The organism is Cedecea sp. Ae19-4, assembly GCF_059801165.1.
In genome coordinates this window covers 2,147,850-2,173,507 of record NZ_JBCHWG010000001.1, presented here as the reverse complement: position 1 = coordinate 2,173,507, position 25,658 = coordinate 2,147,850, and the positions used below count along the sequence as shown (strand labels likewise).

The following is a 25,658-nucleotide window of genomic DNA, read 5'->3' as shown; positions in this document are numbered from 1 at the left end:
TGATGAATAATAAAACTAATATTGTTCTGAGTAATTTTAAGCTAAAAAAGGTGTGTCGTGTATAAAAACGGAATAGAAATAACCATAGCCATTCCAACTTACAACCGAGTTGATAGAGTAAAAAAACAACTGGGAAGGCTTCTGCCACAATTATCGATAAACGACAGAGTTATAATTTCAGATAATGCCACACCAGGAGACGAGCTAAGAGTTATTGTTGAATCTTTTCATGATGATCGAATAGCTATTCGTCAGAATAAAGTTAATATTGGTGCTAATGCTAACATAATAAGATGTTTCGAATATGCTGACACTGAATATCTATGGCTGCTCAGTGATGATGATGAAATAGTGGCAGATGCATTAGATATTATTAGAACCACAATTGTAAAATATAATGCGGATTTTTATAATTTCTCGACTGATTTGCTTTCCACTTCTAGAGAAAATACGTTATGTAATAATATTGAGGAGTATATCGACTCTATCGGGTCAGGGATAAGTAATCATTTATTGATCTCTAATAATATCTATAAAATTAAGAGTGTCTTACCATATTTGACGCTAGCATTTTGGGGGGCATATATTAATGCACAGCATCTTGTCCCCGTATTTGCGGCATTACAACACGGGGCAACCATATTTTTAAGTAGCGATAACATCGTGAAGTGGGGTAGTCCAGAAAAAAATGGTGCTGGAGGTTGGCGTTTTGCAAATCTGTATAATTTACTATTTCTTCCTGATGTTATCTCTGCATCAAAAATTAGAAAAAAGGCAATAAGATCGGTAATGAGTTCTCTCCCTGCACCTGAAAAATTACTGGCTCAACTCGCATATTATAAAATTGGTACAGATGACAACGAAAAAATTGACTCCTATGCCCGACGTATTCTCAATATTTATGCCGAGTATGGTAGCTTCAGCTTGAAACTAAGAGCACGTATGCTGAAAATTTTAATAAGATTCCCTACCACGTATCTTAATATTTTGAATGTTGTATTTAAACGTATAAAAAATGACACAATATACAGTTATTTGCAGAAAGGTTCTTTCGAGTTTTATATCTAACTGATTTTTTCTGTTTGCAGAGTATATTACGCGGTGATTGTATGCTTTTTTATATTGTGGCTGGATTTTTGGTTTTATTTTGCTGCCTTGAAATTTCATTAAAGATAATGAATGCAGGCACTCAATCATTTGTCAAGATTGGACGTAGTATATATTTTCGGTTGGGTTATTTTCTTGTTTTTCTTTTTTTAATAATTTTTTGTGGATTAAGGGCTGAGGGTGTTGATCACGACTATCCAGAATATTTGAATATGTTGGTGCAAGTGCCAGCATTTCCGGCTGTGCTATCCGCTGATTTATCAAATGTTCATGGCGATCCTATATTTTATTTCATTGCATCACTCGTTAATTTGATTGGTGGTGAGCCCTATTTGTTATTTCTAATTTTCAGTTTGTTGTCTTTATCTTTGTATCGCTGGTGTTTTATAAAGTACTCATGCCTTCCTTTTTTGTCTTTATTAATATATTTTTGCCATGCCTTTCTAAATAAAGAAATGACCCAGATTAGAAATGGTTTATCTTCGGCACTATTGTTGGTTATGTTGTGTTATTTAAGCGAAAGAAAAAATTTAAAAGCTACCGCGTTTTTATGTTTTTCTTTTTTGGCTCACTCTTCGGGTTTGGTTGGCATTCTGTTATACGGTAGCAGATTCTTTTCTCAAAAAAGAAATTCAATTTATTGCATTGGAATACTGATTTCATTTTTTTTCTATTTCACATGGCATCAAATTTTCGCACTTTTACCTCAAAATATTGGGGTTGTCCAGAAAACATACCAATATATAATGTGGGATGCTTACAATTATTCGCTTTCGTTATTTAATCCAATTCTTTTAAGGATGATATTTTATTTCGCATTGTTTTTATATGTGAAAAGAGCGATTGGATTGAGTGATAAACTGAATGTGTTTTTATTTTCTTATTTTTTGTCTATCTGTTTCTATATTGCATTCAATGATACTGCTATTCTAGGTGCGAGAACTGCTAGCACATTGTCTTGTTCAGAATTTATTCTTATACCTGCTATTATAAATAGACTTATAGAATGCAAGAGGACGGCACTGGCTATTATTGTTTTCCTTACAACTGTGATCGTTAGTTTAGCCCTCTTATGTATTAATTTAGAAGTTAAAGATATTTTTGACGGATATAGAATGGTGGTTTCTAATTGATTTTTATCTATGCACGTTAAGAAAAATCACATGGTAATAACATGACATTCATAATGTGTATATAAAATATTATTTAGGTATTAATGTGAAAAAGATTGCTGTAATTATACCCTCAGTTCAAAATGTTGGTCCAGTACGTGTTGCATATGACATAATAGAACAATTGCAGAATAAATATTCAGTGACATCTAACGTAGTTTATTTCGAAGTTTTCTATTTGGACAACAAAGGCAATATGCAATTCCCTTGCAGTCAAAGGAAGTTGACGATTAAAAATTTTCACAAATTGTATGATTTTGATGTTATTCATTCACACATGATTCGGCCAGATTTTATTAACGCCATAATCCCCTTTTTCAAAGGGAAGAAAGTTTCTACCATTCATAATATTGTGGAAACTGATCTTTTTTATACTTATGGCAAAGTTGTTTCATTTGTTTTTAGTAAAATCTGGGGATCGATTTGGCGTCATTTGGACACTAAAATAGTTTTGACAGAAGTTGCAAGGGAGTATTATATAAAAAAAATAAAAATTAAGGGGAATGAAATTGAAGTAATCAACAATGGCGTCAAACCTTTAAATAAAACATCTACTTTTGATAAAGATATATTCGACGCGGTAAGTAACTTCAGATCTAAAGGACTAAAGGTTTTAGGCTCGATTGCACTTTTTAATAAAAGAAAAGGATTGGAGCAGATTATTAGAGTGCTTGCAATTGACTCTGAATTGTCCTGTGTAATTATTGGGGATGGCCCAATAATGAATGAATTGAAATCGCTCAGCGAATCACTGGATGTTGTTGATAGAGTCTATTTTACTGGTTTTAGAGATAATGGAAAGGAGCATATATTTCTGTTCGATTGTTATGTCATGCCTAGCCGGGAGGAAGGTTTTCCGCTGGCATTAACTGAGGCTTTAAGTAGCAATGTCGTGACCGTGTGTTCAGACATACCTGTTTTTGAGGAAATATTAGATTACAACACGACCACATTCTTTAAATTAGACGACATCATTTCATTAAAAAAAGCTGTTCATCATTCTATTAGCAACTCACAGAGATTAGCCAATGCAGCAAAGATTAAGTTTGATACGGCTTATACGCGAGAAATTATGGCTGATAAATACTTAGATATATATCTTAAGTAAAGCGGAACTTTGCAATTTCTTATAATTTTCTAGCATTTGGAGTGCTTTATTGTGTCCAGCGTCGTAGTTTTGCTTGCAGCATATAATGGAATGGAATGGATTGAAGAGCAAGTTCAGTCCATATTAAATCAAAAAAATGTTGTATTAGATATCTATATAAGTGTTGATGTTTCCACTGACGGTACGGAGATTTTTTGCACTGGCTTGGCTGAAAAATATGATAATATTCATATGTTGCCGTATGGTGAAAGGTTTGGAGATGCTGCAAGTAATTTTTATCATTTAATAAAGAATGTTGATGTAAGTCGTTATGATTTTATATCGTTCTCTGACCAGGATGATATATGGTATGAAGATAAAATCTCCAGAGCGGTAGCTAAATTGTCCAGTGGGGAATACGCAGGCTATTCAAGTAATGTGCTTGCTTTTTGGGCGGATGGAAGGACAAAAATAATAAATAAATCACAGAAGCAGGTTCAATATGATTTTTTATTTGAATCAGCGGGTCCTGGTTGTTCGGTTGTTGTTAATAAAAATATTGCATGCGCATTTAAAAAAGTGCTTATAGAAAGTGATGAGATAAAGAAAATTGAGTATCATGACTGGTTTGTCTATGCACTCGTGCGAAGTTCTGGATGTAAATGGTACATTGATGCATTGCCCACTATGAAGTATCGACAGCATGAGCGCAACCAAATAGGGACTAATAATAGCTGGCGAGCTGCAATGAAACGTATATCTATGATTCGAAGCGGTTGGTATAGAAGTCAAGTAAAAAGAACGATAAATGTACTGTCTATACATGATCAATTCTTATCGCGATGCCTATCAGAGCGAAGTTTAAGCTCGCGTATCCTGCTGCTTAAAAACATTAATAAAATAAGAAGGAAATTTTCTGAGCGAGTTTTTTTCTTTGTTATTGTTGCGATAGGTTTTTTCTAGTTGCGAAAGAGAACGTCAATTTAATCTATTTAATATTATACGTTAAAGGTGATTTTAATTATAATAATTCTAAATTCGTAGTTTCTGGACAGATTATTTAATATTACAATTATTCGTTTCTAGCTAAGCACTTTGAGCTGTTAGAGTATGAACAGGCACTTATTCATCATATGATGAAGGGGATTAGCACCGAGACCCGTTTAGTGTTAATAGTATAACTATCTAAAAGACAGGAGTATGTAATGTCCAAGCAGCAGATCGGCGTTGTTGGTATGGCCGTGATGGGGCGCAACCTGGCGCTGAACATTGAAAGCCGTGGTTATACCGTTTCCGTATTCAACCGCTCCCGTGAGAAAACTGAAGAAGTTGTCGCGGAGAACCCGGGTAAGAAACTTGTTCCTTACTACACCGTAAAAGAGTTCGTTGAGTCTCTTGAAACACCACGTCGCATCCTGTTGATGGTGCAGGCGGGCGCTGGCACCGATGCTGCCATCGACTCCCTGAAGCCTTATCTCGATAAGGGCGACATCATCATTGATGGCGGGAACACCTTCTACCAGGACACCATTCGCCGTAACCGTGACCTGTCGGCTGAAGGCTTTAACTTCATTGGGACCGGCGTGTCCGGCGGTGAAGAGGGCGCCCTGAAAGGCCCATCCATCATGCCTGGCGGCCAGAAAGACGCGTACGAGCTGGTTGCTCCAATTTTGACCAAAATCGCTGCGGTTGCTGAAGACGGCGAGCCTTGCGTAACGTATATCGGTCCTGATGGTGCTGGTCACTACGTGAAGATGGTGCACAACGGAATCGAATACGGCGATATGCAGCTGATTGCAGAAGCTTATTCCCTGCTGAAGCACGGTCTGGATCTGTCTAACGAAGAGCTGGCTGAAACCTTCACCGAGTGGAACAAAGGTGAGCTGAGCAGCTACCTGATCGACATCACCAAAGATATCTTCACCAAGAAAGATGAAGAAGGGAAATACCTGGTTGATGTGATTCTGGACGAAGCGGCCAACAAGGGTACCGGGAAATGGACCAGCCAGAGCTCCCTGGATCTCGGTGAGCCGCTGTCCCTGATCACTGAATCCGTATTCGCGCGCTATATCTCTTCTCTGAAAGAGCAGCGTGTGGCGGCCTCTAAAGTGCTGAGTGGCCCGCAGGCCAAGCCATTCACCGGTGACAAAGCTGAGTTTAGCGAGAAAGTTCGTCGCGCACTGTACCTGGGTAAAATCGTATCTTATGCTCAGGGCTTCTCCCAGCTGCGTGCCGCGTCTGAAGAGAATAACTGGGATCTGAACTACGGTGAAATTGCGAAGATTTTCCGTGCGGGCTGCATCATTCGTGCTCAGTTCTTGCAGAAAATCACCGATGCCTATGCTGAAACGCCAGCTATTGCGAACCTGCTGTTGGCCCCTTACTTCAAGAAGGTTGCCGACGATTACCAGCAGGCCCTGCGTGATGTGATCTCTTACGCTGTGCAGAACGGTATCCCAACGCCGACCTTCTCCGCGGCGATTGCCTACTACGACAGCTACCGCGCAGCGGTTCTGCCGGCTAACCTGATCCAGGCTCAGCGTGACTATTTCGGGGCGCATACCTATAAGCGCACGGACAAAGAGGGAGTCTTCCACACCGAGTGGCTTGACTGATTCTTTTCACGATCTGATAAAAGGCCCTTCGAGGGCCTTATTTATATTTGAGGGCTGGTCGAATATCACACAGCTTCTTTTTGTGATTTTTTGGCATTCGGTCTCTGTGCTGATTTTTCAGCAAATTCCGATCTTTTCCTTACAAATCATTAAGGTCTTTTGCCTACTATCTTTCTATACTATAAATCTGATGAATATACGAAGCTGTTCTCATTATTTTTTCAAAGGCAATTATGAATCAAACTGACATAAATGTGGCGAAAGAACACACCAGCAATCAACAGGAAAATATTGATTTAATTGATCTTCTTATACAGCTATGGCGCGGTAAAATCGCAATTGCGGCAGCAATGATTTTAGCCATCTTAATCGCTATTGCTTATCTCACTTTTGCAACAGAAAAATGGACTTCTGAGGCGATAGTTACGCTCCCGGATACCGGGCAGATTTCGAACTACAGCAATGCCATGAGCGTTCTTAATGCCCGGTCTCCAGAGGCTGTGCCCTCGCTGGCCGAGATCCAACAGCGTTATTTTGGGCGATTCAACTCTGCCATTTCGGCCCTCTCTGAGCAGTTGGGCAATCAGCAAATACCAGAAAAACTGACCATAGAACCCGCCGGAAAGGATCAACCGCTGCCGCTCAAGATTAGCTATGTGGCGAGTTCAGCTGAACAGGCGCAGACAACACTGAATACTTATCTTCAGCAGATTAATGAGCGGACTGTCGCTGAGCTGGATGATGACCTTAAAACTTCCGTTGACGCAAAAATAAGCGATTTAAAAGGCGTGCTCGACACAAAAGTAAAAGTTGCTAAGGAGAAACAGCAAAAGCGTCTGGACGAGCTGAACCAGGCGCTGTTGGTGGCTCAGCAATCTAATATTGCTAAGCCTGCGGTTTCTCAGGCTGAAACAATGTCTGAAGATACTCTGTTTGTCCTGGGGAGCGAGGCGCTTTCTTCTATGATCAAAAACGAAGCGTCCCGCCCGCTGCCTTTAGATAACTCTTATTTTAACGCCCGTCAGTCGCTCCTTGCGGTGAGTGAATTAAAATCGACGCCGGAAACGACCTATGCGTTTCGGTATGTCATGAAGGCAACTTTGCCGGTGCGTAAAGACAGCCCGAAAAAAGGCCTGACGCTGGTGCTTGCCGCCTTGTTGGGCATTATTGTCGGCTCGGGCTATGTCCTGGGGCGAAACGCGCTGCGTAACTATAAATCAGCAGCCTAAGCTTGCTAAAAAAACAAAAAGGCCGCATTAGCGGCCTTTTTTACATCTGTTCCAGGGCTTATTTATGCCGGGCCCGTAAATTCTCAATCACCGTACTCAAGTCCAAATCCTGATCCTGCAGCAGCACCAGCAGGTGATACATCAAGTCAGAAGCTTCGTTGGTCAGTTCGTGACGATCGTTCACGGTTGCTGCCAGCGCGGTTTCCACGCCTTCTTCGCCCACTTTCTGCGCAATACGCTTGGTGCCGCTGGCGTACAGTTTGGCGGTATAGGAACTGGCGGGATCGGCAGTTTTCCGCGAGGCCAGCAACTGTTCAAGTTCAAACAGGAAAAGCCAGTCGTGGTGAGTATCCCCAAAGCAGCTTGAGGTGCCGAGGTGGCAGGTTGGGCCGATGGGGTTCACCAGCACCAGCAGCGTGTCGTTATCGCAGTCTGGCGCAATACGTACCACGTTCAGGAAATGGCCTGACGTTTCACCTTTAGTCCACAGGCGCTGTTTGGTGCGCGAGAAGAAGGTCACTTTGCCGCTTTCCTGGGTTTTTGCCAGCGCGTCCTGGTTCATATAGCCGAGCATCAGGACTTCACCGGACACCGCGTGCTGAACGATAACCGGCATCAGGCCATCGGTTTTTTCCCAGTCCAGCTGGGCTAGCTGTTGTTCTGTTAACACACTCGAATCTCCACGCCTTGCTGAACCAGAAACGCCTTCAGTTCACCAATATTGATAATTTGCTTATGGAACACGGAAGCTGCCAGAGCGCCGTCAACGTCCGCATCGCGGAAGGCCTCATGGAAGTGTTCCATGGTGCCTGCGCCACCGGAGGCGATAAGCGGCACGTGACACACTTCACGCACTTTATTCAGTTGCGTCAAGTCATAGCCGTTACGCACGCCATCCTGGTTCATCATATTCAGGACGATTTCCCCGGCGCCGCGCTTCTGCACTTCCTGCACCCAATCCAGCGTTTCCCACTTTGTTACGCGGGTACGGCTTTCGTCGCCGGTGTACTGATTCACGTGGTATTTGCCGGTTTCAGCGTCAAACCAGGTATCAATGCCGACCACGATGCACTGCACGCCGAAGCGATCCGCCAGGCGAGTGATAAGCTCAGGATCGGCCAGGGCAGGGGAGTTAATGGAAATCTTATCCGCCCCGAACGACAGGATCTGCGCGGCATCCTCCACGGATTTAATCCCGCCCGCCACGCAGAAAGGAATATCGATCACTTCCGCCACCCGAGTCACCCAGCTTTTGTCTACCACGCGGCCATCGCTCGAGGCGGTGATATCATAAAACACCAGTTCGTCTGCGCCTTCCTGAGCATAGCGCTGCGCCAGCGGCACGATGTCGCCGATGATTTCGTGATTACGGAATTGCACGCCTTTCACGACCTGGCCGTCACGCACGTCCAGGCAAGGGATTATCCGTTTTGCCAGCATGAAATCGCCTCCTTCACGTTAAATTTACCTTCCAGAAGCGCGCGCCCAACAATCACGCCTTTCACGCCGCTGCCGCGCAGGGCGGCAATATCATCCAGCCCGCCAATACCGCCTGAAGCCTGAAAGGCGACCTGCGGAAAGCGCGCGCACACTTCCTGATAAAGCTCGACGTTTGAGCCTGCCAGCGTGCCATCGCGAGAGATGTCGGTGCACAGCACATGCTTCAGGCCAAACGGCAGGAACTCATCGACAAGCTGTTCCAGCGTGGTGCCGGAGGTTTCCTGCCAGCCGCTCACCGCAACCTGTTTGTTACCTTCGGCATCAATGCGCACGTCCAGCGCCAGCACCAGAGCATCGGCGCCAAAGCGTTTAAACCAGCTTTGTACCAGCGCCGGAGATTTCACCGCGGTGGAGCCAACCACCACGCGAGCGGCACCCGCATCCAGCAGGGCCTCAACGTCCTGCTCGGTACGCACACCGCCGCCAACCTGAACCGGCACGCTCACGCCAGCCAGCATTTTTTGCAGCAGAGGAATTTGGCGGGCCGCCGGATCTTTAGCCCCGGTCAGGTCAACGAGGTGCAGCACTTCCGCACCCTGAGCCTGATAATCCTGTAAACGCGGAAGCGGATCGCTGCCGTAGTCACGCTGCTGGCCGTAATCTCCCTGATGGAGACGCACCACGTTGCCGTCAATTAAATCAAGAGCCGGAATGATCATCGTCTACATCTCCAGAAAGTTTTTCAGCAGCTGAGCCCCAGCCGCACCGGAACGTTCGGGGTGGAACTGAACGCCCCAGAAATTATCTTTTTGCACCGCCGCGGTGAAGGCTTCACCGTAGTTTGCCTGGGCGATGGTGTTTTCGCAGACCGGCATCGCGTAGCTGTGAACGAAGTAGAAATACGCCCCGTCTTCAATGCCGCGAAACAGGCGGTCGCCCGCCTTCGGGTAAACACGGTTCCAGCCCATGTGCGGCAGCGGCAGGCCGAAGTCTTTCATCTGCAATACCGGCTGCTCGATAATGCCCAGCATTTCCACGCCGTGGCTTTCGTCACTGCGGCTGCCGAGAAGCTGCATTCCCAGGCAAATACCCAGCACGGGCTGGGTACAGGCTTTAATCAACTCCACCAAATCGCGCTCGATGATTTGGTTCATGGCCGCCTGCGCGGTGCCTACGCCCGGCAGAAAAAGCTTATCGGCGCGCAGCACCACGTCCGGGTCACGGCTGACCAGCGGCTCATAGCCGTGGCGCTGAATGGCCGATTTCACCGAATGCAGGTTGGCGCAGCCCGTGTCGAGGATCACCACGTTCATCAGAGCACTCCTTTCGAGGAGGGGAGCGTATCGCCCTCTACGCGAATCGCCTGGCGCAGGGTGCGGCCAAAGACTTTAAACAGGCTCTCCACGCGGTGGTGATCGTTCTTGCCTTTGGTCTTCAGGTGCAGCGTCACGCCCATGGTGTAAGAGAGCGAGCGGAAGAAGTGTTCCACCATTTCGGTGCTGAGATCGCCCACGCGCTGGTAGTTGAACTCGGCTTTATATTCGAGGTGCGGCCGGCCGGAGATATCCAGCGCGCAGCGGGCGAGGCATTCGTCCATCGGCAGCACAAAGCCAAAGCGGGTGATGCCACGTTTGTCGCCCAGCGCCAGCTTCAGCGCTTCGCCCAGCGCCAGACCGGTATCTTCCACGGTGTGGTGATCGTCGATGTATAAATCGCCTTTCACCGCGATCTCCATGCGGAAGCCGCCGTGGGTGCAGACCTGGTCCAGCATGTGATCAAAGAAACCGACGCCGGTGGCGATCTTGCTGCCGCCTTCACGATCCAGCCACACCTTCACGTCAATCTGCGTTTCTTTGGTGTTGCGCTCCACGTGGGCGTAGCGATCGCGCTTAGTGAGTTTCTCGGCGATTTGCTTCCAGTCCAGGCCATCGCTGTTGTAGCGCAGGCCCTGAATGCCCATGTTTGCGGCCAGCTCAATGTCCGTGGCGCGGTCGCCAATCACGTAACTATTGGCTTTATCCAGCACGCCGTCCTGCAGGTAGCCAGTGACCAGCGCCAGCTTCGGCTTGCGGCAGTCGCAGTTGTCCGCTGGCAGGTGAGGGCAAATCAGCACCTCATCAAAAAGAATGTCCTGTGAGGTCAGCACCTGCATCATCAGGTTGTGCGGGCCGTCGAAATCGGCCTGAGGGAAGCTGGCGGTACCCAGGCCGTCCTGGTTGGTGATCATCACCAGACGGTAACCCGCCTTTTGCAGCTGCAGCAGAGCCGGGATCACCGCAGGCTCAAAGGCGAGTTTCTCCATGCGGTCGACCTGGTAATCGCTCGGTGGTTCGGAAATCAGGGTCCCGTCGCGGTCAATAAAAAGTACTTTCTGGCTCATTTGCTCTCCGTGGCCTGCAGGCCGGGTTGCTGACGCAGCGCCTCAATGGCGCGCTGGCACTCTTCTCGCGTGCCGATGCTGATGCGCAGGCAGCCGCTTAACGTCGGTTGTTTATTCTGGTCACGTAAGATAATGCCCTGATCCCACAGTGATTTAAAGACTGCGCTGGAGGCGGTCATTCTGGCGATGACGTAGTTGGTTTCGCTGTCGAAAACCTGCTCAACGCAAGGGACGCTTTTCAGCTCATTGATCAGATACTGGCGATTAAGCAGCACTTCGGCCACGCGCTCACGCATCGCGTTGATGCCCTGCGGGCTTAGCGCCTGGGCGGCGATGTCAGCTACCGGTGTAGAAAGCGGGTAAGGGGCGATGACTTTTAGCAGCAGGTTAATCACTTCCTCATTCGCCAGCGTAAATCCGCAGCGCAGGCCTGCAAGCGCAAATGCTTTGGAGAGCGTCCGCAGTACGACCAGGTTGGGATATTCCTGAAGCCAGCCTGCCAGCGTCGCCTGGGGGCAAAACTCGATATAGGCTTCATCGGCAACGACCAGCGCTTTATCGCGGGTCATTTCCAGCAGCGCGCGCAGATCCTGCGGATTAATCAACTGGCCGGTTGGGTTGTTTGGGCTGCAAACATAAACAACTTTTACGCCGTCGAGGTTCTCTGCAATCGCCGGAAGATCCAGTTGCCAGTTATCCAGCGTGGCCACGGTGCGGCACTCTACGCCAAAGGCTTCGGCACTGACGGTGTACATGCCGTAGGTCGGCGGGCAATAGAGAATCGCGTCTTTGCCCGGTTCGCAGAACGCGCGAATCAGCAGTTCGATACCTTCATCCGCGCCGCGGCTCACCAAAACCTGCTCAGGCTTCACGCCTGCGTAGCTGGCATAGTTGGCGATGACCTGCTTTGGCTGGCACTCCGGGTAGCGGTTCAGCGTCTGCGCGGTTAACTGGAACTCTACCGGCGTTGGGTATTCGTTGGCGTTCAGCCAGACGTCGCCGTTCCCGCCCAGGCGGCGGGCAGACTGATATGGGGTCAGGGCGCGAACGTTGGCGCGGGCTAACTCTTCGAGGCTCATGCTTGCTCCTTCAGGGCGGCGACGCGGAGGGTAACGGCGTTTTTGTGGGCGGTCAGCTGCTCGGCGGCGGCCAGGGTTTCAATGGTTTTTGCCAGAGAAGCAAAACCCTGCGGAGACAGCTCCTGCACGGTCATGCGCTTCTGGAAGTCCGCCAGCCCGAGGCTTGAGCAGGTGGAGGTGTAACCGTAGGTCGGCAGGACGTGGTTTGTCCCGGAGGCATAATCCCCGGCGGATTCCGGCGACCAGTCGCCCAGAAATACCGAGCCTGCGCTGGTAATATCGTCCACCAGTTCACGGGCGTTGCGGGTCTGAATGATCAGATGCTCTGGACCGTATTGGTTGGAAATCTCAATGCACTGCGCTAAATCACGGGCAACAATTAAGCGACTGCTTTCCAGCGCTTTGCGTGCGGTTTCTGCGCGCGGCAGGGCGGCAAGCTGGCGCTCAACGGCATCGGCAACGGCCAGGGCCATGGTGCTGTCTGGGGTCAGCAGAACCACCTGAGAATCCGGGCCGTGTTCCGCCTGAGAAAGCAGGTCGGAGGCGACAAAATCAGGCGTGGCGCCGCTGTCGGCGATCACCAGCACTTCCGATGGGCCAGCAGGCATATCAATAGCTGCGCCGTCGAGACGCTGACTGACCTGGCGCTTTGCTTCGGTGACGAAGGCGTTGCCAGGCCCAAAAATCTTGTCCACTTTCGGAATGCTTTCTGTGCCTAGCGCCAGCGCGGCAATAGCCTGGGCGCCGCCGACCTGAAACACTTCCTGTACGCCGCAAAGCTGGGCCGCGTAGAGAATCTCATCGGCAATTGGCGGCGGGGAGCAAAGGACGACTTTTTTGCAGCCAGCAATGCGGGCAGGCGTGGCCAGCATCAGCACGGTGGAGAACAGCGGGGCGGATCCACCGGGAATGTACAGGCCCACGGAGGCTACAGGGCGAGTCACCTGCTGGCAACGCACGCCGGGCATGGTTTCCACATCCACCGGGGCAAGCTGCTGCGCGAGGTGGAATTTTTCGATGTTAGCGACGGCCACGGCCATCGCCTCTTTAATCTCGCTGCCGAGTCTCGCGACGGCTTCATCGATTTGCTGCTGATTGACCTGCAGCTGCTTCACTTCAGTTTTATCGAACTTCGCGCTGTATTCACGCAGGGCGGCATCGCCGTTGCTTTTAACGTTGTTCAGGATTTCCGCCACGGTGAGAGTGATGCTGTCCGAAGCGGAGATAGCCGGGCGCATTAGCAGCGCGCGTCGCGCGCCTTCGTCGCAGTCGTTCCAGTTAATCAGCGTGTTGAAGTTGCTCATCACATCACTCCATCATCTTCTCAATCGGCAGCACCAGAATGGAACTGGCACCCAGCGCTTTCAGTTTTTCCATGGTTTCCCAGAACAGCGTTTCGCTGCTCACCATGTGCATCGCCACGCGCTGCTGATCGCCGGCCAGCGGCAAAATGGTTGGACGCTCGGCGCCTGGCAGCAGGGCAATCACTTCATCCAGGCGCTCGGTTGGCGCGTGCATCATGATGTATTTGGACTCGCGAGCCTGAATCACGCCCTGGATACGGGTCAGCAGTTTGTCGATCAGCTGCTGCTTGGCTGCCGGCATTTCGCCGTCACGCTGGATCAGGCAGGCTTTGGAACGGTAGATAACTTCGACTTCACGCAGCCCGTTGGCTTCAAGGGTTGCGCCGGTAGACACCAGGTCGCAGATGGCATCGGCCAGACCGGCGCGCGGGGCCACTTCCACCGAGCCGTTCAGCAGGCAGGATTTAAACTGCACGCCTTTCTGGTCGAGGTAACGCTTCAGCAGGTGCGGGTAAGAGGTCGCAATGCGTTTGTTGTTGAGGCTGGCCGGGCCATCCCACGGCTCGTCTACGGCGGTGGCCAACGACAGGCGGCAGCCGCCAAAGTCCAGGCGACGCAGCGTGTAATAACGCGGATCTTCGCCCTGGGCGCGGCGCGTCAGCAGCTCTTCTTCGAGCACGTTTTCACCGATGATACCGAGGTCCACGACGCCGTCCATCACCAGCCCTGGAATGTCGTCATCACGCACGCGCAGAATGTCGATGGGCATGTTTTCGGCCAGCGCAATCAGGCGTTGGGTGTGCAGGTTAATTTTTATGCCGCAGCGGGCGAGTAATTCGCGTGAATCATCGCTAAGACGGCCAGATTTCTGCATAGCTATGCGTAAACGGTTGTTGTCGGTCATCGGTAGTTACCCCTTATCAATTCCTGTCTGACGCCCAATAAAAAAGCCCCCGGAAGATATCTTCCGGGGGCTTTTTCTCGCGTTCACGCACCACTGGAAGATCTTTTCGTCTCCCAGCACCAATCGCCTGAAAGACTAGTCAGGGTGATGGTGATGATGGTGGTTTTTAAACTGAGCGCGTGTCATAAAATTCTCGTATGAATGACTATTCATTATGTGCTAATTAACGTAAACCAGATGACGCACCGAGCGCAAGGGGTTTTTTCCTCGCTGATTAATATTCTGTAAGGCTGAGGGAATTGTCAGTTCTGCCCGGGTGGCGTAGCCTTAACGGAGAGCTAAATTCACTCTTCAGAAGATAATGCTGCAAGGTCAGGAGACAAGGCATGAAAAGGGTCGCAATAGTCGGGTTGGGGTGGTTGGGTATGCCGCTGGCGCTCTCATTGTCAGCGCGTGGTTATCAGGTCACCGGCAGCAAAACCACGCAGGATGGCGTAGAAGCAGCTCGCATGTGCGGGATCGAAAGTTATCAGCTGAATCTGCAGCCGGAACTGGTTTGCGACAGTGAAGACCTGGAAGCGCTGCTGAACGTTGACGCGTTAGTGGTGACGCTGCCCGCCCGACGCACTGGAGAAGGCGATGATTTTTATCTGCAGGCGGTGCAGGAAATAGTCGACAGCGCGCTGGCGCATTCCGTGCCGCGCATTATTTTTACCAGCTCGACCTCCGTGTATGGGGAAGGCGAGGGTAGCGTAAAAGAGACGTCCCCGCTTAAACCTGTCACCGCCAGCGGGAAAGTGCTTAAAGAGCTGGAAGACTGGCTGCACAAACTCCCGGGGACGTCCGTGGATATCCTCCGCCTCGCGGGGCTGGTGGGGCCGGAACGCCATCCTGGGCGTTTTTTAGCGGGGAAAAGGGACGTGGCAAACGGGCAGCACGGCGTAAATCTCGTGCATCTGGAAGATGTGATTTCGGCCATCACGCTGCTGCTTCAGGCACCTAAAGGCGGGCGAGTCTATAATCTTTGTGCTCCGGCCCACCCAACGCGGGAAGAATTCTATTCGCTTATGGCGCGGCAAATTGGCCTTGAGGCCCCGTCGTTCCGTAAAGACGCGGCAACCGGCCACGGCAAGCTGATTGACGGCAGCCGCATCTGTAATGAGCTAGGCTTCGACTATCAATATCCTAATCCGCTGCTTATGCCTATGCAGTAAATTCAGCCGCACACCCGGGAGTGAGTATGAAACCTTTGCTGGAGGTCCTGATCATTCTCGATGCGCTGGATAAAGAGGGGAGTTTTGCTGCGGCGGCGGCAAAGCTCTTTAAAACCCCTTCGGCGCTGAGCTACAGCGTGCAAAAGCTGGAAAGCGACCTCAATATTCAAATCCTCGACCGCAGCGGCCACCGGGCGCGCTTTACGCGAACCGGCCAGCTCCTGCTGGAAAAAGGCAGGGAAATTCTGCATTCGGTACGCGAGCTGGAAAAGCAGGCGATCAAACTCCAGCAGGGCTGGGAACACGAACTCACCATCGGCGTGGACAATGCCTTTCCCTTTTCCCTGCTGACGCCCTTAATCGAGGCGTTCTATCAAAGCTACAGCGTAACGCGGCTAAAATTTATCAACGATGTGCTTGGCGGCTCGTGGGAGGCGCTCACGGAAGGGCGGGCGGACATTATTGTCGGGGCGATGAGCGAGCCGCCTTCGCTGAGCGGTTTTGGCTTTACGCTTCTGGGCCGGCTGGAGATCGTCTTTGTTGTCGCCCCACATCATTCGCTGGCGAAAGCGGAGGAGCCACTGCCCAGACGGCTGGTTAAGCAGTCCCGGGCGGTGGTCGTCGGAGACACCTCCAGAATCGAGTCCGCCCGAGCGCTGCATTTGCTTGAAGAGCAGGAGGCGATCACCGTGTTTGATTTCAAAACCAAGCTCGAGCTGCAAATCAGCGGCATTGGCTGCGGGTATATGCCGCGCTATATGGCGCAGCGCTATATTGAGAGTGGTGCGCTGGTGGAAAAACAGGTTGCGGGGCAGGTGCCTTATGTACCGGTTTGGATAGGCTGGAATGAGCAAACGGCCGGGCTTGCCAGCGAATGGTGGCGAGAAAAAATCGTCGCTGACCCGCATATCGCCCAGGTGTATATGCCAGTAGAAAAATAGTGCCTTTTTGACTGGCGGAATTTTACTAACCTGGCTATGTTGAATGGCAGTCAGGCAGTGCGTTATGGCAGCGATGTGCCGGAACGGGATTAGCTTCTTCTGCCGTGCTGGATGTGGGAGTTTTTACTTCCGCCAGGCGCTGAAAAAGAAATTGCCAAAGATGGCTTTAACATCTTGTCATTGTGCCTTCGTATGGTGCAAAATACGCGGCCTGCAAAAGAGAAAACTAACCGACGTTTAAGAGACGTCGGTTATTTTTTTGCAATCAATTAAGTCAGACAAACGGCATTTGCCAAAAAAACCAAGAGGCCGGGCTTCGTACCGGATAGATACTAGCTTTTAAAAAACGACAGTCGTGTCGCCGAGGAAATTAAGATGGGGCAGATTTTTGCTTTTGCGCAGGCTTTCTCCACTGAGGGAAACAACCATGTCGCTTAACGTCACCGCAGGTGCAAACACCCGCCCAGGTCTGCGTAAGACCCTGACGCTGGTACCGGTAGTCATGATGGGCCTTGCCTACATGCAGCCGATGACCTTGTTTGATACTTTCGGTATTGTTTCCGGGATGACCGATGGCCATGTGCCGACGGCTTATGCCTTTGCTCTGGTGGCGATCCTGTTCACCGCGCTGAGCTATGGCAAGCTGGTGCGTCGTTTCCCGTCTGCGGGTTCCGCTTATACCTACGCCCAAAAATCCATTAACCCGCTGGTCGGTTTTATGGTGGGCTGGTCGTCGCTGCTGGACTACCTGTTCGCGCCGATGATTAACATCCTGCTGGCAAAAATCTACTTTGAAGCGCTGGTGCCTGAGGTGCCGTCCTGGATCTTCGTGGTCGTGCTGGTCGGCTTTATGACCGTTTCTAACCTGCGCAGCGTTAAAACGGTCGCCAACTTCAACAGCATCATCGTTATCCTGCAGATTCTGCTGATTGCGGTAATCATGGGAATGGTGGTGTACGGCGTTGCGGGCGGTGAAGGTGCGGGTACGCTGACAAGCAGCAAGCCGTTCTGGTCCGAGAACGCGCATATTGTGCCGATGATTACCGGCGCGACAATCCTGTGCTTCTCGTTTACCGGGTTTGACGGCATCAGCAACCTGTCTGAAGAGACCAAGAACGCCGAGCGTGTGATTCCGCGCGCTATCTTCCTGACCGCGCTGATTGGTGGCCTGATCTTCATCGTCTCCACCTATTTCCTGCAGCTGTACTTCCCGGATATCTCTCGCTTCAAGGATCCGGATGCGTCTCAGCCGGAAATCATGCTGTTTGTGGCGGGTAAAGCCTTCCAGGTTGGCGCGCTGATCTTCTCCACCATTACCGTACTGGCTTCCGGTATGGCCGCGCACACTGGCGTTTCCCGCCTGATGTACGTGATGGGTCGTGACGGCGTGTTCCCGAACCGCTTCTTTGGGTATATTCATCCGAAATGGCGTACCCCGGCGTTCAACGTGCTGCTGGTGGGCGCAGTTGCGCTGATGGCTATCGACTTTGACCTGGTTACCGCCACCGCGCTGATTAACTTCGGTGCACTGGTTGCCTTTACCTTCGTTAACCTGTCGGTTATCTCGCAGTTCTGGATCCGCGAAAAGCGCAACAAGACGTTCAAAGATCACCTGAACTTCCTGGTTCTGCCGACGATTGGTGCCCTGACCGTGGGTGCGCTGTGGATTAACCTGGAACAAAGCTCGATGATTCTCGGCCTGATTTGGGGTGCGATCGGCCTGATTTACGTGGCCTGCGTGACCCGCAGCTTCCGTAACCCGGTGCCTCAGTACAACGAAGACATCGCTTAATGCGTTTCGAAGCAATAAAAATGGCTCCCAAAGGGAGCCATTTTTTTATCTGTCAAAAGGGTTAACCGACCAGGTACTGGGCATATTCAAATAGCGATTTCAGCAGCGCCATTTTCTCTTTATCCCCTTCATGCTGGTTATACAGCGCTTCCAGCTCAAGAGCATAGGCCTGCAGAGCTTCCTGGGAAAGCACGTCCCGGCGATACTGTAGCCAGCGGTTCTGCTCATCTTCGCTTAACGTGCCCGGCCAGTTGCGCGCGCGGTAGTTGAACAACAGCTTCTCAATGCGCTTATCGGCAAAGGTGATATCCAGCGCCGGCAGATTCTGCGGGTCGGTTTGCAGCACGATGCGCATTGCGGCACGGTCGGCGTCACTAAAGAAGCCGTTGTAAAGCTGGGCATCGACGTTATCGGAAGGCACAAACGGCTCGGCTTCGGCAAACAGCGCCACCACCTTCTCACGCACTTCCGGGTGTTCGCGCAGTACTTTCAGGTTATCAAGGCATTGCTGGCGGTTAATGCCGAGGCGTTCAGCATCTTCCGGGCGCAGGGTGTTGGCGACGGCCAGCACCGGACATTTATTCAGATGCACCAGCTTGATCGGCACCGCTGCGTTATCACCCAGTTCGGCTTTGGGTGTGTACAGGCGTTCACGCAGGGTGGCGGCATCCAGCGCCAGCAGCGGCGAGATATCCCCGGCCAGGTCGACCATTATCACCGCATTGCGGTTGTCCGGGTGCCAGGCCAGCGGCGCTATCCAACTGGTATTGCCGCGCTGGGCGCCGAACATGCCGGATACATGGACCAGCGGCTTCATCTGCGGGATATCAATCAGCGTCTGTAACTTCTGCTTTGAGCGATGGCTGTAGAGATACTCAAACAGGCGCGGCTGGCGGGTTTTCACTAGCTGAGCCATCGCGATGGTGGCGTAAACGTCTGACATCGCATCGTGTGCGTTAGCGTGTTCAATGCCGTTGGCTTTGGTCAGGTGCTCAAGGCGGAAGCTCGGCAGCCCGTCCTCATTTTCCGGCCAGACAATGCCTTCGGGACGCAGGGCGTAACAGGCGCGCATCACGTCGAGCAAATCCCAGCGGGAATTGTCGTTCTGCCAGCTCCAGGCATACGGATCGTAAAAGTTACGGTAAAAAATATTCCGCGTCACTTCATCGTCGAAGCGCACGTTGTTGTAGCCCACCACGCAAGTCTTTGGCACCGTGAAGATGTCGTGAATACGCTTCGCGAAGGCCGCTTCGTTCTCGCCGTGCGCCAGCGCCTGCTGGGGCGTTATGCCGGTGATCATCACGGCTTCAGGCTGGGGCAGGTAGTCATCCGCAGGCTTGCAGTAAAACACTTCCGGTTCGCCAATAACGTTAAATTCGCTGTCGGTGCGAATCGCGGCAAACTGGGCCGGTCTGTCCAGCGAAGGGCTTTTGCCGAAGGTTTCGTAATCGTGAAACAGAAAGGTAGCAAGTGAGGCAGAATCGGACACAGAGGTTACCATTGAGCTAGTTATCATCAGACTCAATGGTAAACCATCTGCCGGCGCATCAGAAGGAAAAGCGCGTTTAAGATACGGACCTTTCGGACTTCATTTTCGCCCCGCTAAGCAACTGTTTACCCAGCGCGATGCCGCGTTTTTCAACCTTGTGGTAAAGCGCAACGGCAATCAGCCAGACGGTGGGCAGCGCGATGGCCGTGACTATCAGGAAACGCATCAGCGAAGGCTGATGGGCAAAACCGGTGTAGCGGACGAGCAGGCCGATGGTGGGGAGGACAATCATCAGGTGTAGCAGGTACACCGAATAAGAGACATCCCCCAGAAACAGGCTAAACCGACAGGTGAGCAGCTGGCGAGGTGCCGCCGTGATTCGGCGCAGGCGATTTTCTTTGTCAGGCTGCCAGAGCAGCAGCGTCATGCCGGTAATCATCATGCACTCTGCCACCAGCCGCAGATGGGTTTCGGCGATATGCATCTGCCAGGCAATAACCGGGGCGAGCAGCGCCAGCGCGCAATAGCGCAGGTTTTTTTGCATTACCGCGTGGGATATCAGCATTCCGGCGATAAACAGCGGCAGTTTTATCAGGATCATCGACGGCATAGGAAAGGCGTTGAAGTAGTCCGGGAACAGCCAGCGGGCCGCCAGGCAAATCACCATCAGCAGCGTCGCGCTAACCGTAAACCCGTAGCGCATCACCAGCAGCATAATGAACGGGAACAGCAGATAAAACTGCATCTCCAGCCCAATGCTCCAGTCTGGCAACACGGTGCGGAAGGACCAGGCCGGTAACAGGCCAAAAATAAACGTCAGATGGCTGAAAATATTCATTGCGGAGTGGTCGGCATAGCGGCTGCTTGCGGTGGCGGTTGTCGGCCAGGCGCTGGCGATAATATCGCGCATTTCGCCGAACCAGCTGCCAAAAATCAGCGCCACGACCAGCAGCAAATAATAGAGCGGGACGATGCGAAAGAAGCGGCGTAGCCAGAATTTGCGAAAGGTATCCGGGCTATTCCACGGCTCTTTTTCCCGACGCTCCTGATAATTTTTTGCCATCAAATACCCTGACAGTAAAATAAATAAATCGACCCCCATCCCCGGATCGTAAAGAAGAGGAATGCGGCACTGCACCAGCAGGCAAATGTGGCCGAGCAAAACCCAAAGCGAGGCCAGCCCTCGCAGCCCCTCCAGCTCAGGAGACCAGCGTTTACTTTCCACCATACGATGACCTTTATGCGTGTATTCTTCGGTCAGAGTAAAAATGAATCAGCGCTGTCACAATCAGAATGTCACGCAAACATGGAATATCGGAATAAACGCAGTGTGATGTCTGGGGGAATATATTTCGTACAAATATCATTCATTATTATTGCTAAATATGAAATGTCATATTTTCTTGCAATTTAAAGAAGCAAATTAACAAGAACTCCCGTAAAACGAGCCGCTGTAAATTAAGTCTTTGAGGAAATTCCGTTGAAAACCCGCCTGCTTGTTGCCCTGAGCTTTTTGTCCCTTTCCGTCAATGCTGCCTATGCTGATGATATTTTCCCCCATCAGCCGCAACCGCCTCAGGTAGAGGCCGGCGCATGGGTACTGATGGATTACACCACCGGGCAGGTGCTGACCGCAGGCAATGAACACGTCCAGCGTAACCCGGCCAGCCTGACAAAACTGATGACCGGCTATGTCGTTGACCGCGCAATCGACAGTAAACGTATTACCCCGGACGACGTCGTCACAGTGGGGAAAGACGCCTGGGCAAAAGGTAACCCGGTGTTTGACGGCTCATCGCTGATGTTCATTAAGCCGGGCGACCGGGTGACCGTGCGCGATCTCAGCCGCGGGTTGATTATCGATTCCGGCAACGATGCCTGCGTTGCGCTGGCAGACTATGTTGCCGGGGGACAGAAACAGTTTGTCGCCATGATGAACCACTACGTCGACCAGCTTGGCCTGCACGATACTCATTTTGAAACCGTGCATGGCCTGGACGCGCCGGGGCAGCACAGCTCCGCCTATGATCTTGCCGTGCTGTCCCGCGCTATCATCCACGGTGAACCCCAGTTCTACCATATGTACAGCGAGCGCAGTCTCACCTGGAACGGGATTACCCAGCAAAACCGCAACGGCCTGTTGTGGGATAAATCCCTGAACGTGGATGGCCTGAAAACGGGGCATACCGAAACGGCAGGGTTTAACATTATTGCCTCCAGCGTGCTGGGCCAGCGCCGCCTGATTGCGGTGATTATGGGCGGCCTTAGCTCAAAAGGGCGTGAAGAGCAGGCCCGCAAGCTGCTGCACTGGGGGCAGGATAATTTCGACACCGTGCAGGTCTTGCAAAAAGGCAAACCTATCGGCAGCGAGCACATCTGGTACGGCGACAAGGCCAATATCAATGTGGGCCCGGACCAGGACGTCTTCCTCGCGCTGCCTAAATCGGAAGTGCCGAACATCAAAGCAAAGTATGTGCTGAGCAAGCAGGATATGGAGGCGCCGCTGGCAGCCAATACGCAGGTGGGCGAGATCCAGCTGTTTGATGGCGACAAGCTTATCTCCCACTGGCCGCTAGTGAACCTCACGCCGGTGGAGAAGGGCGGGCTGTTTTCGCGTCTCGGCGACTTTATCAGCCGCAAGCTTTAACCCTTTGTCTTGTTGATGAACCGCGCAATTTGCGCGGTTTTTTTGTCGCCATTTCCTGCGAGGTTGCTTCCAAATCTGGCAGCTTGTGCCCCACCTTTAAAAAATATAGTGTATAAATGTACAGTGTATTTATTCATCAGCGTGGAGGCAGTATGACATTCAAAGTTCAGCATGTTCCGGCGCGTAAAGTGGCCGGTTTTCATCTGGTCGGGCCGTGGGAAACCACGGTTCCGCAAGGGTTTGGCCAGCTGGCCATGTGGGCGAAAACCCACAGCCTCCATGGCGACTGGCTGGCCATTTACTATGATGACCCCGATGTTGTTCCGCCAGAAAAGCTCCGCGTGGACACGGTACTGGGCGTACCTGAAGAGTTCAAACTACCGGAAAACAGCGAAGGCGTTATCATCACGGCTATTGAGGCAGATACTTACGCCATCGGGCATGCCATCGTAAAAAACGAAGCATTCCAGGAAGCCTGGGAAACCTTCTTTGACCAGGTAGAGGCTGATGGTGACTATCAGTTAACCGGCAAACCCTGTTACGAAATCTATCTCAACGACGGCTCGGCGTCCGGCGTATGGGAAATTGATATGTATATTCCGGTCGCTAAAGTCTGACAGGAGCTCGCCATGACGGAAGCTATCGCAGGATTAAACGTGTTATTCATCGCCGGGTATGGCCCCGTTACGCGCGACGTGGCGGCAAGTGCCGGGTTTTATCAGCAGGTGCTCGGTCTGCCGTTAAAAGCGATGGAAGGCAACGAGGACTATCTGGCAACGGAACACGGTGAGCTGGATGGCGTGAAGCATTTTGCGCTCTGGCCGCTCGCTCAGGCGGCACAGTCCTGCTTCGGCGTGGACGGTTGGCCCGAGCACATTGTCGCGCCCCAAAGCTGGGTCGAATTTGAAGTAGAAGATGTCGGGCAGGCGACAGCGGTACTAAAGCAGGCCGGGTATCAGATGCTGGTGGATAACCGTATCGAGCCCTGGGGGCAAACGGTGTCACGTATGCTCAGTCCTGAAGGGCTGCTGGTTGGCGTGACCGTTACGCCCTGGCTGCGCTAGCTGGCTTGAATCCGGGCGGCAGCCTGCCGCCCATTTCTGATATTCAGCAAAGAAATGTGAAATATTCCGCGTAAAAGCCCCGCCGCACCTGGCAACATGATTTCTTTGTGAGAAAAACGGGTACAATTTCTTTTTTATTTTCGGAGAGCCGGGTGTGCGCCCCGACAAATCACTGACCCCGTTTGAGATCCGTATTTACCGCAACTATCGCGTTGCCCACGGCATACGTATCGCCCTTGCTTTTGTGCTGACATTTGTTCTGGTTCGCCTGCTGAACATCCCCGAAGGCACCTGGCCGCTTATCACACTGGTGGTGGTGATGGGCCCCATTTCCTTTTGGGGGAACGTTGTTCCGCGCGCCTTCCAGCGTATCGGTGGCACCATTTTTGGCGCGGCCATCGGACTGATAGCCCTTAAGCTGGAGCTTATTTCCTTACCGCTGATGATCATCTGGTGCGGGCTGGCGATGTTCCTGTGCGGCTATCTGGCGCTGGGTAAACGTCCCTACCAGGCGCTGCTTATCGGCATCACGCTCTCCGTAGTTGTCGGGGCGCCGCCGGGGGATATGGAAGTTGCTCTGTGGCGCAGCGGCGACGTTATCTTCGGCTCGCTTCTGGCCATGCTGTTCACCAGCGTTTACCCACAGCGGGCGTTTATTCACTGGCGTATCCAGATGGCGACCTTCGTGCAGGCGTTTAGCAAAATCTACACTGCGGGGTTCTCGCCAAACCTTGTGGAGCGCCCACGGCTGGAAAAACCGTTGCAGAAAATCCTGAATGACGTGGTCAAGATGCGCGCCCTGATTGGCCCCGCGGGTAAGGAAACCCGTATTCAGAAGTCAGTCTTTGAGGCGATTCAGACCATTAATCGCAACATGGTCTGCACCCTTGAGCTGCAAATCAACGCCTATTGGGCGACGCGGGAAAGCCATTTTGTGATGATCAACGCTCATACGCTGCGCGACACGCAGCAAATGACGCAGCGCACACTGTCGGCCATTGCAACGGCGCTGTATGAAGGGAACCCTTCGCCCATCTCAGCCAACACCGAGAAACTGAATGAGATCGTTTTTGAACTTCGCCAGTTGATGGAGGAGGGCAAGGGCAGTCAGCTGCAGGAAACGCCTATTCACGGCTACGTCTGGCTTAGCCTTGAACTGGCCCGCCAGCTTGAGCTGCTGTCGCACCTCATTTGCCGCGCACTGCGTAAATAGCGCGCGTAAAGCACAGAAATGACAATGCTTGTTTCGATTCAGCAGAAATTGAGGTTAAGATAGGGCAAGCCCGTTAGTGAGACTGACAAAAAATTGTAATCGTCAACCGCTACTACTAAGGTTATGGCGGTTGTCTTAACGAATCCGAGTACCAATTTAGCAGGGGTGTAAAAATGGAAAATATCAAACCTACCTTCCAGGACGTTCTGGAGTTTGTTCGTCTGTTCCGTCGTAAAAACAAACTGCAGCGTGAAATTCAGGACGTAGAGAAAAAGATCCGTGACAACCAAAAGCGCGTGCTGCTGCTTGATAACCTGAGCGACTACATCAAGCCAGGCATGAGCATCGAAGCGGTGCAGGGCATCATTGCCAGCATGAAAACCGACTACGAAGACCGCGTGGATGACTACATCATCAAAAACGCCGAGCTGTCTAAAGAGCGTCGCGAGATCTCTAAGAAGCTGAAAGTGATGGGCGAGCAGAAAGTGGCTGACACCAAGTCTGAATAACTTCAGCGATGAAAAAACCGCCTTCAGGGCGGTTTTTTTATGCCTCGTTCACCATCACTCGCAGTAGGGTTTCCAGCAGTCCGGGGAACCGAGCATCCAGATCTTCACGCCTCAGCGAAATCAAATTTTCACGTCCCTGAGGGCGCTGCCAGATTACGCCGCTATCGCGCAGAACTCGCCAGTGGTGGGTCATGGTCGACTTCGCCACATCCTGAATTAAAGCGCCACAGGTAAGCTCTTCCCCCCCGGCAAGCGATCTGACGATCCCCATCCGCAAAGGGTTGCCCAGCGCAAAAAGCACATTTTCAAGGCGGATTTGTTCTCGTTCCGGATGGTTGGCGATCATACTCTTCCTGTAGGCGGTGGCGGCACGGCGGCCGGCTACTATAGCAAACTTGATAGCAAACTTGATGCCCTTCGAATGTATTGATATTAACGATAGCTCAAATTGTTCGAATATACTCGTACAATT

The 25,658-nt window shown here is 51.4% G+C and carries 27 protein-coding genes and 1 other annotated feature; of the genes, 15 read left to right on the top strand and 12 right to left on the bottom strand.

Annotated elements, in window-relative coordinates; translation table 11 throughout:
* The first annotated feature begins 57 nt into the window (after window positions 1–57).
* From AAIE02_RS10365 to wzzB, 6 genes are all read left to right on the top strand, one after another.
* Window positions 58–1,068, top strand: coding sequence for a glycosyltransferase family 2 protein (locus tag AAIE02_RS10365; RefSeq protein ID WP_336981501.1), 1,011 nt, complete (start codon window positions 58–60; stop codon window positions 1,066–1,068).
* A gap of 41 nt (window positions 1,069–1,109) precedes the next feature.
* Window positions 1,110–2,240: an EpsG family protein gene (locus tag AAIE02_RS10360; protein ID WP_336981499.1), complete on the top strand. Its 1,131-nt coding sequence runs from the start codon at window positions 1,110–1,112 to the stop codon at window positions 2,238–2,240.
* A gap of 85 nt (window positions 2,241–2,325) precedes the next feature.
* Window positions 2,326–3,387, top strand: a complete 1,062-nt coding sequence (locus tag AAIE02_RS10355; RefSeq protein WP_336981496.1) for a glycosyltransferase family 4 protein — start codon at window positions 2,326–2,328, stop codon at window positions 3,385–3,387.
* A gap of 51 nt (window positions 3,388–3,438) precedes the next feature.
* Window positions 3,439–4,329 carry a glycosyltransferase gene (locus tag AAIE02_RS10350; RefSeq protein ID WP_336981494.1) on the top strand — a complete coding sequence of 297 codons (891 nt, stop codon included), beginning with the start codon at window positions 3,439–3,441 and terminating at the stop codon, window positions 4,327–4,329.
* 242 nt (window positions 4,330–4,571) lie between these two features.
* Window positions 4,572–5,981: an NADP-dependent phosphogluconate dehydrogenase gene (gene gnd / locus AAIE02_RS10345; protein WP_336981492.1), complete on the top strand. Its 1,410-nt coding sequence runs from the start codon at window positions 4,572–4,574 to the stop codon at window positions 5,979–5,981.
* A gap of 233 nt (window positions 5,982–6,214) precedes the next feature.
* Complete coding sequence (gene wzzB, locus AAIE02_RS10340) at window positions 6,215–7,210, top strand: LPS O-antigen chain length determinant protein WzzB (protein WP_336981490.1); 996 nt, start codon at window positions 6,215–6,217, stop codon at window positions 7,208–7,210.
* Window positions 7,211–7,268: 58 nt separating this feature from the next.
* Here wzzB and hisIE read toward each other — a convergent pair whose 3' ends face one another.
* The 9 genes from hisIE to hisL all read right to left on the bottom strand — a co-directional run bounded on the left by hisIE (window position 7,269) and on the right by hisL (window position 14,503).
* Entirely contained in the window at window positions 7,269–7,880 is a 612-nt protein-coding gene (hisIE, locus tag AAIE02_RS10335; RefSeq protein WP_008455044.1) for a bifunctional phosphoribosyl-AMP cyclohydrolase/phosphoribosyl-ATP diphosphatase HisIE, read from the bottom strand.
* On the bottom strand, window positions 7,874–8,650 hold the full coding sequence (gene hisF, locus AAIE02_RS10330; RefSeq protein ID WP_336981488.1) for an imidazole glycerol phosphate synthase subunit HisF: 777 nt from the start codon (window positions 8,648–8,650) through the stop codon (window positions 7,874–7,876). Before hisF ends, hisIE begins: the two co-directional genes overlap by 7 nt.
* Complete coding sequence (hisA, locus tag AAIE02_RS10325) at window positions 8,632–9,369, bottom strand: 1-(5-phosphoribosyl)-5-[(5-phosphoribosylamino)methylideneamino]imidazole-4-carboxamide isomerase (RefSeq protein WP_498532489.1); 738 nt, start codon at window positions 9,367–9,369, stop codon at window positions 8,632–8,634. The genes hisF and hisA overlap by 19 nt, the downstream gene beginning before the upstream one ends.
* A 3-nt stretch (window positions 9,370–9,372) precedes the next feature.
* Window positions 9,373–9,963 carry an imidazole glycerol phosphate synthase subunit HisH gene (hisH, locus tag AAIE02_RS10320; RefSeq protein WP_498532488.1) on the bottom strand — a complete coding sequence of 197 codons (591 nt, stop codon included), beginning with the start codon at window positions 9,961–9,963 and terminating at the stop codon, window positions 9,373–9,375.
* On the bottom strand, window positions 9,963–11,030 hold the full coding sequence (gene hisB / locus AAIE02_RS10315; protein ID WP_498532487.1) for a bifunctional histidinol-phosphatase/imidazoleglycerol-phosphate dehydratase HisB: 1,068 nt from the start codon (window positions 11,028–11,030) through the stop codon (window positions 9,963–9,965). The genes hisH and hisB overlap by 1 nt, the downstream gene beginning before the upstream one ends.
* Window positions 11,027–12,109 carry a histidinol-phosphate transaminase gene (hisC, locus tag AAIE02_RS10310; RefSeq protein WP_166991315.1) on the bottom strand — a complete coding sequence of 361 codons (1,083 nt, stop codon included), beginning with the start codon at window positions 12,107–12,109 and terminating at the stop codon, window positions 11,027–11,029. Before hisC ends, hisB begins: the two co-directional genes overlap by 4 nt.
* A complete protein-coding gene (gene hisD / locus AAIE02_RS10305) occupies window positions 12,106–13,413 on the bottom strand; it encodes a histidinol dehydrogenase (protein WP_498532486.1) in 1,308 nt (435 codons plus the stop codon). Before hisD ends, hisC begins: the two co-directional genes overlap by 4 nt.
* A gap of 4 nt (window positions 13,414–13,417) precedes the next feature.
* Window positions 13,418–14,317 (bottom strand): ATP phosphoribosyltransferase, encoded by a 900-nt coding sequence (gene hisG, locus AAIE02_RS10300; protein ID WP_008455029.1) that lies wholly within the window; start codon window positions 14,315–14,317, stop codon window positions 13,418–13,420.
* Window positions 14,318–14,354: 37 nt separating this feature from the next.
* Window positions 14,355–14,477: a sequence feature (His leader region), on the bottom strand.
* Window positions 14,453–14,503 (bottom strand): his operon leader peptide, encoded by a 51-nt coding sequence (gene hisL / locus AAIE02_RS10295; RefSeq protein WP_126358378.1) that lies wholly within the window; start codon window positions 14,501–14,503, stop codon window positions 14,453–14,455. It overlaps the preceding feature by 25 nt.
* 200 nt (window positions 14,504–14,703) lie before the next feature.
* Between hisL and AAIE02_RS10290 the strand changes: the two genes are divergently transcribed.
* The 4 genes from AAIE02_RS10290 to AAIE02_RS10275 all read left to right on the top strand — a co-directional run bounded on the left by AAIE02_RS10290 (window position 14,704) and on the right by AAIE02_RS10275 (window position 18,264).
* Window positions 14,704–15,531 carry an SDR family oxidoreductase gene (locus AAIE02_RS10290; protein WP_498532485.1) on the top strand — a complete coding sequence of 276 codons (828 nt, stop codon included), beginning with the start codon at window positions 14,704–14,706 and terminating at the stop codon, window positions 15,529–15,531.
* Between the two features lie 26 nt (window positions 15,532–15,557).
* Window positions 15,558–16,472 (top strand): LysR substrate-binding domain-containing protein, encoded by a 915-nt coding sequence (locus AAIE02_RS10285; RefSeq protein WP_008455025.1) that lies wholly within the window; start codon window positions 15,558–15,560, stop codon window positions 16,470–16,472.
* A 375-nt stretch (window positions 16,473–16,847) separates the two neighbouring features.
* On the top strand, window positions 16,848–16,910 hold the full coding sequence (locus tag AAIE02_RS10280; protein WP_494493252.1) for a hypothetical protein: 63 nt from the start codon (window positions 16,848–16,850) through the stop codon (window positions 16,908–16,910).
* Window positions 16,900–18,264 (top strand): APC family permease, encoded by a 1,365-nt coding sequence (locus tag AAIE02_RS10275; protein WP_166872643.1) that lies wholly within the window; start codon window positions 16,900–16,902, stop codon window positions 18,262–18,264. The genes AAIE02_RS10280 and AAIE02_RS10275 overlap by 11 nt, the downstream gene beginning before the upstream one ends.
* Before the next feature lie 61 nt (window positions 18,265–18,325).
* On the opposite strand, the gene sbcB is transcribed toward AAIE02_RS10275, so the two are convergent.
* Together sbcB and AAIE02_RS10265 are read right to left on the bottom strand one after the other, a co-directional pair.
* Entirely contained in the window at window positions 18,326–19,753 is a 1,428-nt protein-coding gene (gene sbcB / locus AAIE02_RS10270) for an exodeoxyribonuclease I (RefSeq protein ID WP_498532484.1), read from the bottom strand.
* 76 nt (window positions 19,754–19,829) lie between these two features.
* Complete coding sequence (locus AAIE02_RS10265) at window positions 19,830–20,981, bottom strand: acyltransferase family protein (RefSeq protein WP_498532483.1); 1,152 nt, start codon at window positions 20,979–20,981, stop codon at window positions 19,830–19,832.
* Between the two features lie 252 nt (window positions 20,982–21,233).
* Between AAIE02_RS10265 and dacD the strand changes: the two genes are divergently transcribed.
* The 5 genes from dacD to AAIE02_RS10240 all read left to right on the top strand — a co-directional run bounded on the left by dacD (window position 21,234) and on the right by AAIE02_RS10240 (window position 25,186).
* Window positions 21,234–22,400 carry a serine-type D-Ala-D-Ala carboxypeptidase DacD gene (dacD, locus tag AAIE02_RS10260; RefSeq protein ID WP_166872653.1) on the top strand — a complete coding sequence of 389 codons (1,167 nt, stop codon included), beginning with the start codon at window positions 21,234–21,236 and terminating at the stop codon, window positions 22,398–22,400.
* 152 nt (window positions 22,401–22,552) lie between these two features.
* Entirely contained in the window at window positions 22,553–23,017 is a 465-nt protein-coding gene (gene sbmC / locus AAIE02_RS10255; protein WP_008455013.1) for a DNA gyrase inhibitor SbmC, read from the top strand.
* A 12-nt stretch (window positions 23,018–23,029) separates the two neighbouring features.
* The gene (locus tag AAIE02_RS10250) at window positions 23,030–23,464 is read left to right on the top strand and encodes a VOC family protein (protein WP_008455011.1); all 435 of its coding nucleotides are present in this window, start codon (window positions 23,030–23,032) and stop codon (window positions 23,462–23,464) included.
* Window positions 23,465–23,618: 154 nt separating this feature from the next.
* The gene (locus tag AAIE02_RS10245) at window positions 23,619–24,677 is read left to right on the top strand and encodes an FUSC family protein (RefSeq protein ID WP_008455009.1); all 1,059 of its coding nucleotides are present in this window, start codon (window positions 23,619–23,621) and stop codon (window positions 24,675–24,677) included.
* A gap of 173 nt (window positions 24,678–24,850) precedes the next feature.
* Window positions 24,851–25,186: a DUF496 family protein gene (locus AAIE02_RS10240; RefSeq protein ID WP_008455006.1), complete on the top strand. Its 336-nt coding sequence runs from the start codon at window positions 24,851–24,853 to the stop codon at window positions 25,184–25,186.
* A 37-nt stretch (window positions 25,187–25,223) separates the two neighbouring features.
* Here the strand turns inward: AAIE02_RS10240 and AAIE02_RS10235 are convergent, their stop codons facing one another.
* A complete protein-coding gene (locus AAIE02_RS10235; protein WP_008455004.1) occupies window positions 25,224–25,532 on the bottom strand; it encodes an ArsR/SmtB family transcription factor in 309 nt (102 codons plus the stop codon).
* Between the last annotated feature and the right edge of the window lie 126 nt (window positions 25,533–25,658).

Excerpts from the sequence above, each read along its gene's own strand:
- AAIE02_RS10360 (WP_336981499.1), top strand. The coding sequence starts at position 1,110 with ATGCTTTTTTATATTGTGGCTGGATTTTTGGTTTTATTTTGCTGCCTT.
- gnd (WP_336981492.1), top strand. The coding sequence starts at position 4,572 with ATGTCCAAGCAGCAGATCGGCGTTGTTGGTATGGCCGTGATGGGGCGC.
- wzzB (WP_336981490.1), top strand. The coding sequence starts at position 6,215 with ATGAATCAAACTGACATAAATGTGGCGAAAGAACACACCAGCAATCAA.
- hisF (WP_336981488.1), bottom strand. The coding sequence starts at position 8,650 with ATGCTGGCAAAACGGATAATCCCTTGCCTGGACGTGCGTGACGGCCAG.
- hisA (WP_498532489.1), bottom strand. The coding sequence starts at position 9,369 with ATGATCATTCCGGCTCTTGATTTAATTGACGGCAACGTGGTGCGTCTC.
- hisH (WP_498532488.1), bottom strand. The coding sequence starts at position 9,963 with ATGAACGTGGTGATCCTCGACACGGGCTGCGCCAACCTGCATTCGGTG.
- hisB (WP_498532487.1), bottom strand. The coding sequence starts at position 11,030 with ATGAGCCAGAAAGTACTTTTTATTGACCGCGACGGGACCCTGATTTCC.
- hisC (WP_166991315.1), bottom strand. The coding sequence starts at position 12,109 with ATGAGCCTCGAAGAGTTAGCCCGCGCCAACGTTCGCGCCCTGACCCCA.
- hisD (WP_498532486.1), bottom strand. The coding sequence starts at position 13,413 with ATGAGCAACTTCAACACGCTGATTAACTGGAACGACTGCGACGAAGGC.
- hisG (WP_008455029.1), bottom strand. The coding sequence starts at position 14,317 with ATGACCGACAACAACCGTTTACGCATAGCTATGCAGAAATCTGGCCGT.
- AAIE02_RS10290 (WP_498532485.1), top strand. The coding sequence starts at position 14,704 with ATGAAAAGGGTCGCAATAGTCGGGTTGGGGTGGTTGGGTATGCCGCTG.
- AAIE02_RS10285 (WP_008455025.1), top strand. The coding sequence starts at position 15,558 with ATGAAACCTTTGCTGGAGGTCCTGATCATTCTCGATGCGCTGGATAAA.
- AAIE02_RS10275 (WP_166872643.1), top strand. The coding sequence starts at position 16,900 with ATGTCGCTTAACGTCACCGCAGGTGCAAACACCCGCCCAGGTCTGCGT.
- AAIE02_RS10265 (WP_498532483.1), bottom strand. The coding sequence starts at position 20,981 with ATGGTGGAAAGTAAACGCTGGTCTCCTGAGCTGGAGGGGCTGCGAGGG.
- sbmC (WP_008455013.1), top strand. The coding sequence starts at position 22,553 with ATGACATTCAAAGTTCAGCATGTTCCGGCGCGTAAAGTGGCCGGTTTT.
- AAIE02_RS10250 (WP_008455011.1), top strand. The coding sequence starts at position 23,030 with ATGACGGAAGCTATCGCAGGATTAAACGTGTTATTCATCGCCGGGTAT.
- AAIE02_RS10240 (WP_008455006.1), top strand. The coding sequence starts at position 24,851 with ATGGAAAATATCAAACCTACCTTCCAGGACGTTCTGGAGTTTGTTCGT.
- AAIE02_RS10235 (WP_008455004.1), bottom strand. The coding sequence starts at position 25,532 with ATGATCGCCAACCATCCGGAACGAGAACAAATCCGCCTTGAAAATGTG.